This is a genomic window from Calothrix anomala FACHB-343, assembly GCF_014696435.1.
In the GTDB taxonomy this organism is placed as follows: domain Bacteria; phylum Cyanobacteriota; class Cyanobacteriia; order Cyanobacteriales; family Nostocaceae; genus Aulosira; species Aulosira anomala_A.
Genome location: NZ_JACJQG010000072.1, coordinates 1 through 15686, shown reverse-complemented (window position 1 = coordinate 15686; position 15686 = coordinate 1). Strand labels below are relative to the sequence as shown.

Genomic DNA, 15686 nt, shown 5'->3' with positions numbered 1-15686 from the left:
TAGAATGTGATTAAAATATGTATCTGAATATAAATGCCTAATTAACCATGCGTGTCATAGTGTTAATCTGGGTATTATTAGTACGGAGAATTTCGTAGCCAAAAATAAAATACCGTGTTTTTTAGTACTAGCATGACTCACATTATCAACCATCAGTTTTAGTAAATTTAAGATGTCAGAATTTAGAACTCTTCCAGAATGGGATAAAGCCCACGAACTTACAGTAGCAATTTATGATTTAACCAGAAATTTCCCCGACGATGAATTACTGGGTTTAACGCAACAAATACGTTTAGCTTGTTCTGCTGTGCCGATTAAAATTGCTCAGGGAAGCCACCACGATGAAATCGAAGCAAAACTAGATTTTCTGGAAATGGCTAGAGATTCAGCCATAGAAGTAGAATATTACCTGCTGCTTTGTTATGAGTTAGAACTGGTGCAACCTTCAGATTACGATCGCCTTGTCAGCAGTATCGTGGAAGTGAAAGAATTACTAGAATATACGATTGAGAAACTTAGCCGCAATTATTAATGATTCTGCGAGTTCTTCCCCAACAAGTAGAAATTATCCGCAGCCACGCCGAAAGTACTTACCCCGATGAATGTTGCGGTATAATCCTGGGTCACGGGCTGAGTGAGAGCAGAACCGTAGTGGAAGTGATACCCACAGAAAATGCCTGGAATAATACAATAGATGATTTCCCAGGCGATCGCACTCAGGATACCCCACGCCGAAGATACGCGATCGCACCTCAAGTTATGTTACAAGCACAAAGAACAGCACGCGATCGCGCTTTGAATATTATCGGGATTTACCATTCCCACCCCGACGCACCCGCTATACCTTCAGAATGCGATCGCCTCTATGCCTGGCCGGAATACTCGTATATAATAGTTTCCGTTCTCAAAGGCAAAGCGGAAACACTCCAAAGCTGGAGTTTAGATGACAACCATCAATTCCAACCAGAAGCAATTAACAACATAATTTAAACAATCGATCGATACGGATATCATTTTTCGCTACGATAAATAATCCGCCCTCCACTGAAAATTGCTATGCTCAATCCCAATCTGGAAGAAATCCAGTTAACCAAAGACGATTACGAACGCTACTCTCGGCACCTAATTTTGCCGGAAGTAGGATTAGAAGGGCAAAAACGCCTGAAAGCCGCCAGTGTACTCTGTATCGGTACAGGTGGACTCGGTGCGCCCCTGCTATTATATTTAGCAGCTGCGGGCGTTGGTCGCATTGGTATAGTTGATTTCGATGTGGTTGATACATCGAACTTGCAACGCCAAGTAATTCACGGTACATCCTGGGTAGGTAAACCGAAAATTCAATCAGCTAAAGATAGAATTCTCGAAATTAACCCCTTTTGTCAAGTTGATTTGCATGAAGTTCGCCTGAGTTCCGAAAATGCTCTGAGTATTTTGGAACCCTATGATATTGTCGTGGATGGAACTGATAACTTCCCCACCAGATATTTAGTTAACGACGCTTGCGTACTGCTCAACAAGCCTAACGTTTACGGTTCCATATTCCGCTTTGAAGGACAAGCCACCGTATTTAACTATGAAGGCGGGCCGAATTATCGTGACTTGTATCCCGAACCACCACCACCAGGGATGGTTCCTTCCTGTGCAGAAGGTGGGGTGTTAGGCATATTGCCGGGAATTATTGGCGTGATTCAAGCGACAGAAACTGTCAAAATTATTCTTGGACAAGGTAACACCTTAAGCGGACGCTTGCTGCTATACAATGCATTGGAAATGAAATTCCGCGAATTGAAACTGCGTCCTAACCCAATTCGCCCAGTAATTGAAAAACTCATCGACTACGAAGAATTCTGCGGTATTCCCCAAGCGAAAGCTGAAGAAGCCAAACAGCAGCAAGAAATTCAAGAAATGACTGTGACAGAATTGAAACAGTTATTAGATAGCGGTGCAAAAGATTTTGTACTGTTAGATGTGCGTAACCCGCATGAATATGAAATCGCCAAAATACCTGGTTCAGTATTAGTTCCATTACCAGATATTGAAAATGGCAATGGCGTGCAACAAGTCAAAGAAATCCTCAACGGACACCGCTTAATTGCTCATTGTAAAATGGGCGGGCGATCGGCAAAAGCCCTGAGCATTCTTAAAGATGCGGGAATTGTCGGCACAAACGTTAAAGGCGGAATCACCGCTTGGAGTCGAGAAGTAGATTCTTCCGTTCCTGAATATTAAATTCTGGTTGACTGTTGACGGTTGACTGTTGACTGGGAATAAGCTATGAGACATCTAATTTGCAGATTCAATTTTATCAGTCTCTTGTGGGGTGGGCATCTTGCCCGCCCAAATCATGCAACTTAAATGCTGATTAGCTTATAGATTTCCGCCCCTTAATTGTGGTATTTTTCCGTAATTAAGTGACCAGCATAAAATATAAAAGATTCATAAGGGCACAGCAATGCTGTGTCCTTATTTCGTCGTAGTGGACTGACACAACTAAAATAGTGCATTAGAAAAACTCTTGTGGGATGGGCGTCTCGCCCGTCCTGGGCGGACAAGATGTCCACCCCACAAGAAAATTATATTGCCACATTTTAGGCGTGTCAGACCACTACTGGCGCGACAAGGCTAAAATGGTGCATTAATAAAACTCTTGTGGGATGGGCGTCTCGCCCGTCCTGGGCGGACAAGATGTCCACCCCACAAGAAAATTATATTGCCACATTTTAAGCTTGCTACGCCACTACGAAAATATATTAATGAGGCTTTTTTCTTCATTAATGAGGTTCTGAGGCTCATTAATGAGGCTTTTTTCTTCATTAATGAGGTTTCGAGGCTCGTTAACGAGGTTCTGAGGCTCATTAATCAGGCTTTTTTCTTCATTAATGAGGTTCTGAGGTTCATTAATGAGGCTTTTATCTTCATTAACGAGGTTCTGAGGCTCATTAATGAGACTTTTTTCTTCGTTAATGAGGTTTCGAGGCTCATTAACGAGTATTAGGGACTATTATCGTGATTATAATAGGCAAAATTGCCATATTTAATACTTATGCTTAATAATCCTGACTTACTTACCAAACTCTATAACGCCTTTAACCCCTTTGAACCCTTACCCGCCGATGATACAAGGTATGTTGATTGTCAGGATGTGCGGGGAGATGCGGATATTTTTCAAGAGTTGGGAAATCGGATGCGATTGGCAAATACTAATACCTGCCAATTATATTCTGGACATCGGGGTGCTGGGAAATCTACAGAGCTACTCAGGTTAAAGAAGTATTTAGAAAATCGGCAATTCTATGTTGTCTATTTTGCGGCTGATGAAGAAGATATTGATTCTGAAGATGCTCAATATACAGATATTCTCCTCGCCTGTACACGCCGCTTGCTCAAAGATTTACAGAAAATTGCCAATCCTCGTCCTATACTCAACTGGTTAAAAAGTCTGTGGGGTGAGTTGAAAGATTTGGCACAGACTCCCATAGAGTTTGAGAGTCTAGAAATAGAAGCGCAAATTGCTCAATTTGCCAAACTAACAGCAAATTTAAGAGCCGTTCCCCAGCTACGTCAACAGATTCGCCAAAAAATTGATCCTCACACTGTAACTCTAATTCAGGTATTGAATGAATTTCTGACAGATGCCAAAAAGAATTTACCTAATGGCTGCAATAAACTAGCGGTAATTGTCGATAATTTAGACCGGATGGTATTAGTTAAGGACGGAGATAACACTAACTATGAGGAAGTTTTTGTAGACCGTAGCGGACAACTCAAAGGTTTAGATTGCCATTTGATTTATACTGCACCTATTTCCTTACTGTATTCTAAACGCGGTACAGATATTCGGGATATCTATGGTGAATGCCTAATTTTACCGATGATTATGGTGAAAACACCCGATGGAGCAATTTATCAGCCTGGACTGAAGAAAGTTAAAGAATTAATTAGCAAGCGAGTTCGGCAAATTGCACCGGAAGTTTCACCAGAAAAGGACATTTTTGATAGTCCTGAAACCTTAGAAAGACTGTGTTTGATGAGTGGAGGTCATGTGAGGAATTTGCTATTGTTAACTCAAGATGCTATTGGACGGATTGATGAGTTACCTATTACAAAAAATGCCGTGCAACGTGCAATTACTCAAGCAAGAGATACCTATCGCCGCACTGTAGAAAACTCACAATGGCATCTTTTAGCTGAGGTGTCCCGTTCTAAAAAACTTCCTGGTGATGACCTGTATCGCAGTTTGATGTATAATCGCTGTCTTTTAGAATATAAATATATTGATGATGAGGGAGAGATGCAGCGCTGGTATGATATTCATCCATTAATTCAAGGAATTGCCGAATTTAAAGAAGCTGTAGCAAAACTTCCATGAACCCAAATGTAGATGATTGGGATGACGATTTACCCCCAGAACCAGAAGCAGCCTATCAAGATTTAGTTCGCGCCCTCAAGCGCAAATCAGGATTTGGCTTATTTTTTGTGCAATGTACACCTGTGGAAGCCGAGAATTTAATTGCTAAACTTCCACAGGATATTCCCCAGAAGCAGATAGAAGCTTTGCGCTTAGTTGAATCAATCGATAATTTATATGCGCGAGTGGCTGAGTTTGTTAAAGATAAACAAATTGATATTTTATTAATTAAAGGTCTGGAATATTCTTTATATAAATACGAAAAAAGAACTTTTGGTGAAATTACAGAAGGACAATTCAGCAATTTAACCAGCGTACCGCATATTTTAAATCATCTAAATCAACAGCGAGAACGGTTTAGAGATGATTTACCATTTTGCTTTGTGTTTCTTTTGCGGTCATTTTCCATAAACTATTTTATCCACCGCGCCCCAGATTTTTTTGATTGGCGTTCGGGAATGTTTGAATTACCAACTACACCAGAATTGGTAGAACAGGAATCAACTCGTTTGATATTGTCAGGAGACTATGAGCAGTATTTGAAACTTAGCCAAGAACAAAAAATTGAAAAAGTCTTAGAAATTCAAGACTTATTGGCAGAAAAACATCAGACAGAAGATAGTAAGGTAAGTTTACTATTTGAACTGGGAAATTTGTTGGTTTCGGCAAAAGAATATGAAGCGGCGATCGCATCCTACGACAAAGCTTTAGAGATTAAACCTGATGATCACGAAGCTTGGTACAACCGGGGGATTGCGCTAGGGAATTTGGGACGCTATGAACAAGCGATCGCATCCTATGACAAAGCCTTAGAGATTAAACCTGATTACCACCAAGCTTGGAACAACCGGGGGAATGCGCTATTTAATTTGGGACGCTATGAACAAGCGATCGCATCCTACGACAAAGCTTTAGAGATTAAACCTGATTACCACCAAGCTTGGAACAACCGGGGGACTGCGCTAGGGAATTTGGGACGCTATGAACAAGCGATCGCATCCTACGACAAAGCTTTAGAGATTAAACCTGATTACCACGAAGCTTGGTACAACCGGGGGATTGCGCAATTTAATTTGGGACGCAATGAACAAGCGATCGCATCCTATGACAAAGCTTTAGAGATTAAACCTGATGATCACGAAGCTTGGAACAACCGGGGGAATGCGCAATTTAATTTGGGACGCAATGAACAAGCGATCGCATCCTACGACAAAGCTTTAGAGATTAAACCTGATAAACACGAAGCTTGGTACAACCGGGGGATTGCGCAATTTAATTTGGGACGCAATGAACAAGCGATCGCATCCTACGACAAAGCTTTAGAGATTAAACCTGATTACCACGAAGCTTGGTACAACCGGGGGAATGCGCAATTTAATTTGGGACGCTATGAACAAGCGATCGCATCCTATGACAAAGCTTTAGAGATTAAACCTGATGATCACGAAGCTTGGAACAACCGGGGGAATGCGCAATTTAATTTGGGACGCTATGAACAAGCGATCGCATCCTACGACAAAGCTTTAGAGATTAAACCTGATAAACACGAAGCTTGGAACAACCGGGGGTATGCGCAATTTAATTTGGGACGCAATGAACAAGCGATCGCATCCTACGACAAAGCTTTAGAGATTAAACCTGATGATCACGAAGCTTGGAACAACCGGGGGTATGCGCTTTTTAATTTGGGACGCTATGAACAAGCGATCGCATCCTACGACAAAGCTTTAGAGATTAAACCTGATATACACCAAGCTTGGAACAACCGGGGGTATGCGCTTTTTAATTTGGGACGCTATGAACAAGCGATCGCATCCTACGACAAAGCTTTAGAGATTAAACCTGATGATCACGATGCTTGGAACAACCGGGGGTATGCGCTATTTAATTTGGGACGCAATGAACAAGCGATCGCATCCTACGACAAAGCCTTAGAGATTAAACCTGATGATCACGATGCTTGGAACAACCGGGGGTATGCGCTATTTAATTTGGGACGCAATGAACAAGCGATCGCATCCTATGACAAAGCTTTAGAGATTAAACCTGATGATCACGATGCTTGGTACAACCGGGGGATTGCGCTAGGGAATTTGGGACGCAATGAACAAGCGATCGCATCCTATGACAAAGCCTTAGAGATTCAACCTGATTTCCACCAAGCTTGGTACAATAAAGCTTGCTATTATGCACTTCAAAATAACATTGAGCAGACATTAAAAAATCTGCAACAAGCAATTAATCTCAGTCCTGAAGAAGTTCGAGAAATGGCAAAAACTGACTCTGATTTTGATAGCATTCGGGAAGATGAACGCTTTCAAGCATTGATTCAATAAAAGATGTTGCTACCACAGAGTATCGTAAAAATAGAATCACAACAAAAAGGCAGACCTTATGACTGTACATGATGAAACCATTGCTAAGATTCGCCTACTTCCAGATTCTCTGGTTCAAGAGGTGAGTGATTTTATAGACTTCCTTGTTTGGAAATATGGTAATAAAGACACTTCGTCCTGGCTGCAATCGACTGAATCTTTAGATCTAGTAGAATCAGACTTTTCCGACTACCTATCTAATTTAGAAGACTATGAGAATCGTTTAGCTCGTGGGGAAATTAAGTGGTAGAAATTAGGCGGGGGGATGTGATTCTTTGCGATCTAAATCCAGTAATAGGTACGGAACAAGCAGGAATTAGACCTGTTGTGATTCTACAAATCGACCAAGCGAATTCTGTTAGCCCTCACACAATAATTGCACCTTTTACATCTAAAATCCGCCGCGCTCTTTTACCATCTCATGTGTTTGTTCCTTCAGGAGTTGCTGGATTAAACCAAGACTCCGTAATACTTTGCGAGCAAATTCGAGCTATTGATAAATCGCGAATAATCAGAGTAATCGGTCATCTAGATGATAATTATATAGAGCAATTAGCATTAGCATTGTCTACAATTCTCGGTTTGTAGTGAATATTCGTAGCTTGGGTTGAGGCTTTGGGAAACACCATACCAATCATTAGGATTGGGAATTGTGAAGTTAATTGTGGAAGGTAAGCAAAAAGCACAAGAATCAGTCAAACAACTAGTTAATCAAGCTAGAGAAGAAGTCAAAGACACAGCCATCCAAAGAAAAGTTTTAGAATTAATAGAGGCGATTCTGGTAAACAAGTTTCCTAATTTGAGCAGGGAGGAGGTAAAAGCAATGTTGAGTTTGGAATTAATCAGAGGTACAAGAGTATATGAGGAGTTAAAAGAAGAAGCTAGAGAAGAGGTGAAAGAAGAAGTTAAGCAACAACTCAAAGAAGAAGTTCAACAAGAAATCGAGGAACAAGCCAAAAGAAAAATGATTGTAAAACTTCTGCAACGTGGAATGACTGTGCAAGAAGTAGCTGAAATATTAGAGTTAGATGTGGAAGTGATTAGAAATGTAGCAGGGAAACAAGTTTAAACTAATAGTAATTTAAATCATATTTGCGCTACATCAATATATTCTAGAGGGCATGGCAGTGCCAGTGCCCCTACAGACTGTCGCATTCTTTTTTCCAATTGGTATAAGATAAAACCTTCACAATACTAGGCTTTCAACTCTGTCAACAGTCAACAGTCAACAGTCAACAGCTATAATAAAAAACTCCATCCGAAAAAAGATGGAGTTTGCTGTTATTGAGGATAAATTGATGATTTTAATATTCAATTCCTGGTTGAGCTTTTACACCTTGATCGCGGAAAGGATGCTTAACTAATGTCATTTCGGTGACTAAGTCGGCACGTTCAATTAAAGCTGGTGGTGCGCCTCTACCTGTAAGAATTACGTGAGTACCAGCAGGTTTTGCAGCTAAACCGGCTAATACTTGCTCAACTTGTAAGTAACCCATTTTCAGAGCAATATTAATTTCATCTAATAAGACTAATCTAAACTCTGGGTTGCGAATATATTCTAAGGATTTTTCCCAAGCTGCTTGTGCTTTATCTAAATCGCGATCGCGATCTTGGGTTTCCCAGGTAAAGCCTTCGCCCATAGCATGAAATTCTAACTGGTCTTGCCAACTACTAAACACCCTTTTCTCTGAGGGTTCCCACGCACCTTTGATAAACTGGACGATCGCCACTTTATACCCATGACCAAGCGATCGCAATACCATCCCTAAAGCCGCAGTGGTTTTCCCCTTCCCGTTACCAGTATTTACAATCACTAATCCCTTTTCGGGGACAGCTTGTGCTATCCGCTTATCTTGGACTTCTTTACGTCGCTGCATCTTTTGGCGATACTGTTCGTTACTCAAAGATGAGGACATTACCTCGTCAATTACACGTGCAATCTCTTGATCTGAATCTAATTGTTGTGGGTTATCGTTTTTCATCAATTATTATTTGTCAGTTGCTAGAGACGCGATGAATCGCGTCTGTACAAGAATGCCCAATGCCCCATGCCCCATGCCCCATGCCCATTAATTAAGAATACGCAGCTAGATTCCTATATATGTCTACTCAAATTACACTAAAAAATCTGGAAAATATATTAGGTTTTGTCACATTATTGACGAATCAAGAAGTTAAGCTATATGACATCCAAACTGAACCATTGACTTTTGAACCATATTGCTATTCTAAAGAATTTAACGAGCTTATTACAGCACTTTATCAAGAAAACTTTATCATTTCTTTTGATTGGTTAGCTTGGAAACAATCAGCAGATAGTTTTATTACTAATCCTGAACTATTAAATGTAGCAGATATTTCTACATTACAAAAATTGTTTACAACGCACATTCGCCAAGAGCGATTTTGTAGCGGTCATTTAGCTAAGATGATTGACAATAAACACCTATTAGCAATATTCCAAAGATTACAAGCAATTTATGCGGCTGGGATGTTAGAAAATAATCACAATCATGGTGAAGCGAAAATGAGCCAGCAAACATCAGTTATTCAAGGTGATATCACCCAGCTACCAGTCGATGCAATTGTGAACGCTGCAAAAAACTCTTTATTGGGTGGTGGCGGTGTGGATGGCGCAATTCATCGCGCTGCGGGGCCGGAATTATTAGCTGAATGTCGCCTGTTAAATGGTTGTGCTACTGGGGAAGCGAAAATTACCAAAGGTTATCAACTTCCCGCAAAATGGGTAATTCACACCGTCGGCCCTGTGTGGTATGGTGGCGATCGCGGTGAAGATGAAACGTTAGGGCGATGTTACCGCAATAGCTTGACTTTAGCAGCACAATATCAAATTAAAACCATTGCTTTTCCGGCGATTAGCACTGGCGTTTATGGATTTCCTCTGGAACGCGCCTGTAAAATTGCAATTTCGGAAGTTAACAAGTTTTTACACAGCCATAAGTCCATCGAACAAGTGATTTTTGTCTGTTTTGGACAAAGTGCTTACGATTGTTATCTAAAAGTTATACGAGAATTAACGTAATCCTAGATAACATTAGATTCGGCGTATTTACTTTTCGGGATTCTCAGAATGTCAAAAAAACTAGGTCAAAAAATTGCACCGATTCCCATGTCCACCGATATCGGCGTAGTTGATTTGATTGATAATTACTTTACCGCTTACAACTCCGCGCGGTTGCGGGAAATATGTCAACTGCTGAGTCGTGAGGTGTTAACCCCTGGTGTCACAGTCGGTGTAAGTCTTTCTGGGGCGATGACACCAGCCGGATTTGGGGTTTCCGCCCTTGCGCCGTTAATTCGCAACGGCTTTATTGACTGGATGATTAGCACTGGTGCAAATCTTTATCACGATATGCACTATGGTTTGGGTTTTGAATTATTTGCGGGTAATCCCTTTTTGGATGATGTGAAACTACGTCAAGAAGGAACTATCCGCATTTATGACATTATTTTCGGCTATGATGTGCTGCTAGAAACTGATGCATTTATCCGCAAGATACTGCAAGCAGAAGCTTTTCAAAAGCGCATGGGAACGGCTGAATTTCACTATTTGCTAGGTAAGTATGTCTGGGAAATTGAAAAGCAATTAGGGGTGAAAAATTCCTGCTTGCTAGCAACAGCTTATGAATGTGGCGTACCGATTTACACTTCTTCTCCTGGGGATAGTTCTATTGGGATGAATGTCGCCGCTTTAGCTTTGGAAGGTTCGCAATTAATTATCGATCCTTCTATTGATGTTAACGAAACAGCTGCGATCGCCTACAATGCACGAGAAGCTGAAGGTAAAAGCGCAGCTGTGATTATTGGTGGCGGTAGTCCGAAGAACTTTTTGCTACAAACCCAACCGCAACTTCACGAGGTACTAGGCTTAGAAGAACGGGGACATGACTACTTTGTCCAGTTTACCGATGCGCGTCCTGATACAGGTGGCTTGTCCGGGGCGACACCTTCAGAAGCGGTTAGCTGGGGTAAAATTGACCCGGAAGAGTTACCTAGCACAATTGTTTGTTACACCGATAGCACGATCGCTTTACCATTGGTAACCGCTTATGTGCTGCAAAAAAACCAGCCACGCCAATTAAAGCGGCTATACGACAAGCGAGAAACAATTGTCGAAAAACTCCGCCAAGATTATCTTGCAGCAAAAGCGCAACCATCAGATAAAATTCCTGCGGCTGTCGTCGAAAGTGCAAACCAGCAAGCAGCTACCTATCCTTGCGGTAGGTTAATTCCTAACACGCCATAATTAAGTTTTGGGGCGGGGTTTTCCCGTCCCAAACTCAGATAACTGTGTTGAAAATAGCGTTGACTGTTGACTGTTGACTGTTGACTGTTCAGAGAGATTTTCATACCCTCGTTGTGTGATTGATCGCATGACCGTCTAGCTTGAATATCAACTAAGCGATCGCCTTTTACAATTAAAGTATTAAAGTTTGATTTCTCTTCACTTTTATGAACGTTCCTCCCCAACTGCAACAAAAAATTGAAAAATGGGCAAATAGTCAAGGAATATCGACTGAAGAATTTATTTTGCAAGCCATTACAGAAAAAATAGAGCTTCTCAGTCAGGAAGTAACTGAAGAAAATACTCAGCAAAATTCCCAACTGAATAATTTATTGAATAATCAACCAGCAAACCTTTATCGCCAAGATGGAATTTTAGTTGTAGAAGCAGAATTAGCAGAAAATTTTGATATTAATAACTTTATATCTCAGTTGAGAGAAGAACGCATTCAGGCACAAATACTTTAGTAAATAATTTGATAAACCACATCTATTTTGAGAACCATAGTTTTTCATGGTAGTGGGAGCATCTTGCTCCCTGCTGGTAGTAGGGGGCTTTCCGTCCCGCTCCAGGTTTCAACATGGACGAAGTTTAACATAGAAAAAACAGTTCAATCGAACTACCAAAGTATTGAATCGCCCGATCGCATTCATCATGGCATTAATGGCAGCATATCTGCATGTTGTAATTAGCGATCGCGATCCGAAATGCTAATTTTTCATAAATTTTATGAAATTATGACAATTTATTCCGGCGATCGCTGGTCATCAGCTGTAATGATGGGTAAGTTCATAGTATTGTTGTTTGTCTGTCAGGCGGATACCATTGGTAATGCGAATCCGCCTATTTATTAAATTTTGTAAAAACTAAATTTGCAAAACCGTTTTAATGTTTTGCACAATAGCTTGGGGTGATTGGGCTATATCTATATATATGGTGTTTAAAGGCTCCTCTAAGGCATCAAACTGGCTCTGGAGAAGTATTTCCGGCATATAGTGATTTTGACGCTCTTGTAAACGTTTTTGAATCAAATCGTAAGAGCCTTTGAGGTAGACTAGCTTGATGCGTTCGCTATCCACTAGCAAAAATTGACGATAGCTATCTTTTAACGCCGAACAAGCCAACACCACATTTGTATTTTCTTGCAACCATTGTTTAATAGCTGCTTGTAAAGCTTCTAACCAGGGTTTTCTATCAGTCTCAGTTAGAGGAATACCACGCCGCATGTTCTCCACATTCTCTGGTGAATGGAAAGCGTCAGCATCGCTAAAAGTCCACCCTAAAGACTCTGCCAAAAGTTTGCCTACAGTGGTTTTACCAGAGCCAGAAACACCCATGACGATGATAATCATATAATTGGCAGCAAATTCTTAAGAAGGAATTTGTGTTTTAACTTTGGCAGCAACAGGGATAAAAATACTAGAAGTATTGACTAGAGGCAGTTTTGCGCTATCTAAAGTTTGTAAGCTTTCAAAAGCTGCTTCGCGAATTACTGCTTCTTTTTCCTGAGTTAATAACAATTGCAAACATTCAATTACATTTTGTTTTACACTTGCATCAACCCGTTTGCGGCTAACAAGTTTAGTTAATTGACGCACAGCAACCAAACGCTTTAAGGGGTCTGCTTCTGTTAAGTTATCTAACAAGCGATCGCATTGGTCTTCTTGACGAATTCCATAAAAATTGACGATTTGGGAAACCAGCAAAATTAAACTTAATAAAGTTCCTAAACCTTGGAAAATCACACCCGCAGCAATCCAAGGACTGTTAGAGTCAAACCAAATCGCTGCAGCGATGTAACTGGTAAAAGTCGCAATTCCACCGCTACTAACTGCCAAGATTAACTGACGGTTGGGGGCATTGACAAACCCCTGCATTTGAGACCAACGTTGTTGCCAGTCCCACTTCTGCATTGAGTAGACTGATAACATCACGCCAATCCCAATTAGCAGCGCCAACAGAAGTTTCCAGTTCCACAACAGCATCGCCACAATAATTGTCAGCAATCCTAGCACGCCACCAGGGCCAGAAAACTGCCGATATTTTCGTTGCTTTGAGGCTCCTGTCTTAAGATCTGGAAGCGACCAGTTAGAAAGCTGGTTAATTAATTGCTGCCATGAAGACAAAGCCTGCGCCACGGTTTTTACCTACTAGATTACAAGATTATTAGTTTATAGTTTTACTTTATATAAGGAAAGGATAGTACACCCATTTATTGTCAAGGCGTTCCATGCCTATGGGTATATAGATGGCAGCTATGAGAGTTGCCTCAAGCTGCCATCGAGAAACAATAATACCTTATTTGACCGTTGACTGTTGACTGTTGTACAGACGCGATTAATCGCGTCTCTAACAAATTAAACACAAAAGCGAAAATTATCTAGGGTAAATTGACCGTCAAATGCACTGAAGGTCAGATGATAAATATTATTTGCAGCTATAGATAATAAAGCGTTAGGCGCTATGGAAGAGTCAGAATTAGCGAGATTGGCTGCTGGTAAGACTGTTTGCGCTAGCATTTGGCGATCGCGATCGTAAGCTGTGAGTATTAGCCGTTGTGAACTGGTAACAAAAGCACTTACCCAATTCACGGGTTGCAAAAAACTTACTTCTAACGATCCACTTTTTGGCGATCCCATCAATACTGTTGAACCTGAATGTGCGGGAAATGCAGGATTTGATGGCTGTATAGCTATACAGTTAGTGAAAATTACACCCCAGGATTCATACTGGCGTTCTACTGTTTCAAAACATTTTAAATCCTCAAAGTTTAAAGCAATACAACTCGGTGTATTTGCTGATGCAGTTTCATAAACTTCTTTGACAGAACCTTGCCATTCTGTAGCTAGAGTTTGGTGATGAATCTGACTACTATCAACCGCAAATTCACTATTGTTAAACTTGGGGATTTTATCTGATTTGAGAATTGCCTCCTTTACCATCACACTCCGCCTTTGAATTTTCTTAAGAATAATTAATTTAATGATTCGTCATAATTACAAGCAAAGATTGTTTTTTGTTGCCAGTAATAAAGTTAACGTTTGTTGATATCAGGGTTTTAACTGAGAGTTAACTTAGAAAAAGTATCCGTAATCTTTCTGATAGATTACCATACAAAAGCCATGCCATAATTAACCTCTAAGTTATCCTGATTACAAACCTAAATCCTCATGGGGCAGTAAATACAGGCAAAAACAGCCCAAGTTTGTCATAAAAAAATCATCATATCTTCATAGATAATCTGGCAATTTTACATCCACTTAATCTGACGTTGGACAGAAGTCTAAGCATCATAGATTCATCCATAATGAAAGAGATTTGCAGGTCAACAGGTAATACCAAACTGCGATCCTAGATAGTCACGCATACAGGTATCTGGGGGAACGCTAATAAATTCTCTCCATACTTGTTGATTCTTTATGCTAATACTTGATTACTTAGTGCTATTCCGGAACTTAATTTAGTATAAATACTTAAAATTGACTAAATTTTAACCTTTTCCTAACAAACACAAACCTGAATCACAATATTTATGTTTCAGCCACTAGGATTTGAACAACGCTCGATAATTACCTCTCTAGGAAGAATAGTTTACTACACGAACACAGGTTCACTGTGGCAAGATGATACGCCTAAAGACGAAAGGGAAACTTTAGTGTTTCTTCATGGATTTGGTGGTGGTTCTTCGGCTTATGAATGGTCTAAAGTTTATCCAGGATTCGCTAGCGACTACCGAATTATTGCACCGGATTTACTTGGCTGGGGGAGATCTGAGCATTTAGGACGCAATTATCAAGTTGAAGATTACTTAAAAACGATTCAGGAATTTTTACAGCAGACTTGTACCCATCCAGTCACAGCGATCGCATCTTCTTTAACTGCAGCTATCGTAATTCGATTAGCGATCGCTCATCCCGATCTATTTAAATCTCTCATTCTTACCACTCCTGCGGGACTCTCTGATTTTGGTGAAGACTATTCCCGCAGTTTTTTTGCGCAATTAGCCAGCGTTCCCATTGTCGATCGCTTGTTGTATAGTACGGGAGTTGCAACTAGCAACGGCATTCGCTCTTTTTTAGAACAACGACAATTTGCCGAGCCTAGCCGAGTTTACCAAGAAATTGTCGATGCTTATCTCGAATCTGCACAACAGCCAAATGCAGAATACACAGCACTGTCTTTTGTGCGTGGCGATTTGTGCTTTGATTTATCGTTATATATTCAGCAATTGACTACTCCCACCGCCATTATATGGGGAGAAAAATCCCAATTTACGGGGCCAGAAATCGGCAGACGTTTGGCGGATCTCAATCCCCAAGCCATTAAAATTTTTCAACACATTGAAGATGTGGGATTAACACCACAGTTAGAATTACCAGCAGTCACTATTGGCTTAATTCGTCAGTTTTTACCTCTGCTGAATTCCTAAATTTTTACTCAGCATAGAGAAAGCAGAACAATAGGTTAATACTTGACTTGTGCAATATGGGGGGAGCATCCCAAATGTGCAAAAACGCCCTCACCCTATAAGGGTGGGGCTAGAAATACGAAGCCTGCCTTCGCAGGCTATCAAACTTTTAGCCTGCGAAGGCAGGCT

Annotated in this window: 17 protein-coding genes; 12 read left to right on the top strand and 5 right to left on the bottom strand. The window is 40.7% G+C overall.

What is annotated here, in order from left to right; translation table 11 throughout:
* The first annotated feature begins 172 nt into the window (after nt 1-172).
* From H6G08_RS30035 to H6G08_RS30000, 8 genes are all read left to right on the top strand, one after another.
* A complete protein-coding gene (locus H6G08_RS30035) occupies nt 173-532 on the top strand; it encodes a four helix bundle protein (protein WP_190549793.1) in 360 nt (119 codons plus the stop codon).
* A complete protein-coding gene (locus H6G08_RS30030; RefSeq protein ID WP_190549791.1) occupies nt 532-990 on the top strand; it encodes a M67 family metallopeptidase in 459 nt (152 codons plus the stop codon). Before H6G08_RS30035 ends, H6G08_RS30030 begins: the two co-directional genes overlap by 1 nt.
* 66 nt (nt 991-1056) lie before the next feature.
* Nucleotides 1057-2229 carry a molybdopterin-synthase adenylyltransferase MoeB gene (moeB, locus tag H6G08_RS30025; protein ID WP_190549789.1) on the top strand — a complete coding sequence of 391 codons (1173 nt, stop codon included), beginning with the start codon at nt 1057-1059 and terminating at the stop codon, nt 2227-2229.
* A gap of 814 nt (nt 2230-3043) precedes the next feature.
* Entirely contained in the window at nt 3044-4369 is a 1326-nt protein-coding gene (locus tag H6G08_RS30020) for an AAA family ATPase (RefSeq protein ID WP_190549787.1), read from the top strand.
* Nucleotides 4366-6744, top strand: a complete 2379-nt coding sequence (locus H6G08_RS30015; RefSeq protein ID WP_190549785.1) for a tetratricopeptide repeat protein — start codon at nt 4366-4368, stop codon at nt 6742-6744. The genes H6G08_RS30020 and H6G08_RS30015 overlap by 4 nt, the downstream gene beginning before the upstream one ends.
* 58 nt (nt 6745-6802) lie before the next feature.
* Nucleotides 6803-7033: a DUF2281 domain-containing protein gene (locus tag H6G08_RS30010; protein WP_190549783.1), complete on the top strand. Its 231-nt coding sequence runs from the start codon at nt 6803-6805 to the stop codon at nt 7031-7033.
* Nucleotides 7027-7371 (top strand): type II toxin-antitoxin system PemK/MazF family toxin, encoded by a 345-nt coding sequence (locus tag H6G08_RS30005; RefSeq protein ID WP_190549781.1) that lies wholly within the window; start codon nt 7027-7029, stop codon nt 7369-7371. The genes H6G08_RS30010 and H6G08_RS30005 overlap by 7 nt, the downstream gene beginning before the upstream one ends.
* Before the next feature lie 19 nt (nt 7372-7390).
* Nucleotides 7391-7852: a DUF2887 domain-containing protein gene (locus H6G08_RS30000; RefSeq protein ID WP_277877847.1), complete on the top strand. Its 462-nt coding sequence runs from the start codon at nt 7391-7393 to the stop codon at nt 7850-7852.
* A 235-nt stretch (nt 7853-8087) separates the two neighbouring features.
* On the opposite strand, the gene cobO is transcribed toward H6G08_RS30000, so the two are convergent.
* A complete protein-coding gene (cobO, locus tag H6G08_RS29995; RefSeq protein ID WP_190549779.1) occupies nt 8088-8765 on the bottom strand; it encodes a cob(I)yrinic acid a,c-diamide adenosyltransferase in 678 nt (225 codons plus the stop codon).
* Nucleotides 8766-8884: 119 nt separating this feature from the next.
* Between cobO and H6G08_RS37085 the strand changes: the two genes are divergently transcribed.
* Together H6G08_RS37085 and H6G08_RS29985 are read left to right on the top strand one after the other, a co-directional pair.
* Complete coding sequence (locus H6G08_RS37085) at nt 8885-9826, top strand: O-acetyl-ADP-ribose deacetylase (protein WP_199322793.1); 942 nt, start codon at nt 8885-8887, stop codon at nt 9824-9826.
* A 48-nt stretch (nt 9827-9874) separates the two neighbouring features.
* Nucleotides 9875-11050 (top strand): homospermidine biosynthesis protein, encoded by a 1176-nt coding sequence (locus H6G08_RS29985; protein WP_190549777.1) that lies wholly within the window; start codon nt 9875-9877, stop codon nt 11048-11050.
* Here H6G08_RS29985 and H6G08_RS29980 read toward each other — a convergent pair.
* Nucleotides 11014-11154, bottom strand: coding sequence for a hypothetical protein (locus H6G08_RS29980; RefSeq protein ID WP_190549775.1), 141 nt, complete (start codon nt 11152-11154; stop codon nt 11014-11016). The genes H6G08_RS29985 and H6G08_RS29980 overlap by 37 nt on opposite strands.
* Nucleotides 11155-11256: 102 nt before the next feature.
* Here H6G08_RS29980 and H6G08_RS29975 point away from each other — a divergent pair, with 102 nt between their 5' ends.
* Nucleotides 11257-11556, top strand: a complete 300-nt coding sequence (locus H6G08_RS29975; protein WP_190549773.1) for a hypothetical protein — start codon at nt 11257-11259, stop codon at nt 11554-11556.
* A gap of 399 nt (nt 11557-11955) precedes the next feature.
* On the opposite strand, the gene H6G08_RS29970 is transcribed toward H6G08_RS29975, so the two are convergent.
* The 3 genes from H6G08_RS29970 to H6G08_RS29960 all read right to left on the bottom strand — a co-directional run bounded on the left by H6G08_RS29970 (nt 11956) and on the right by H6G08_RS29960 (nt 14031).
* A complete protein-coding gene (locus H6G08_RS29970; RefSeq protein WP_190549771.1) occupies nt 11956-12441 on the bottom strand; it encodes a gluconokinase in 486 nt (161 codons plus the stop codon).
* Between the two features lie 18 nt (nt 12442-12459).
* Nucleotides 12460-13227, bottom strand: coding sequence for an armadillo-type fold-containing protein (locus H6G08_RS29965; RefSeq protein WP_190549769.1), 768 nt, complete (start codon nt 13225-13227; stop codon nt 12460-12462).
* A 219-nt stretch (nt 13228-13446) separates the two neighbouring features.
* Entirely contained in the window at nt 13447-14031 is a 585-nt protein-coding gene (locus H6G08_RS29960; RefSeq protein WP_190549767.1) for a hypothetical protein, read from the bottom strand.
* Between the two features lie 590 nt (nt 14032-14621).
* On the opposite strand from H6G08_RS29960, the gene H6G08_RS29955 reads away from it, so the two are divergent.
* Nucleotides 14622-15518, top strand: a complete 897-nt coding sequence (locus H6G08_RS29955; protein WP_190549765.1) for an alpha/beta fold hydrolase — start codon at nt 14622-14624, stop codon at nt 15516-15518.
* Nucleotides 15519-15686: the final 168 nt, after the last annotated feature.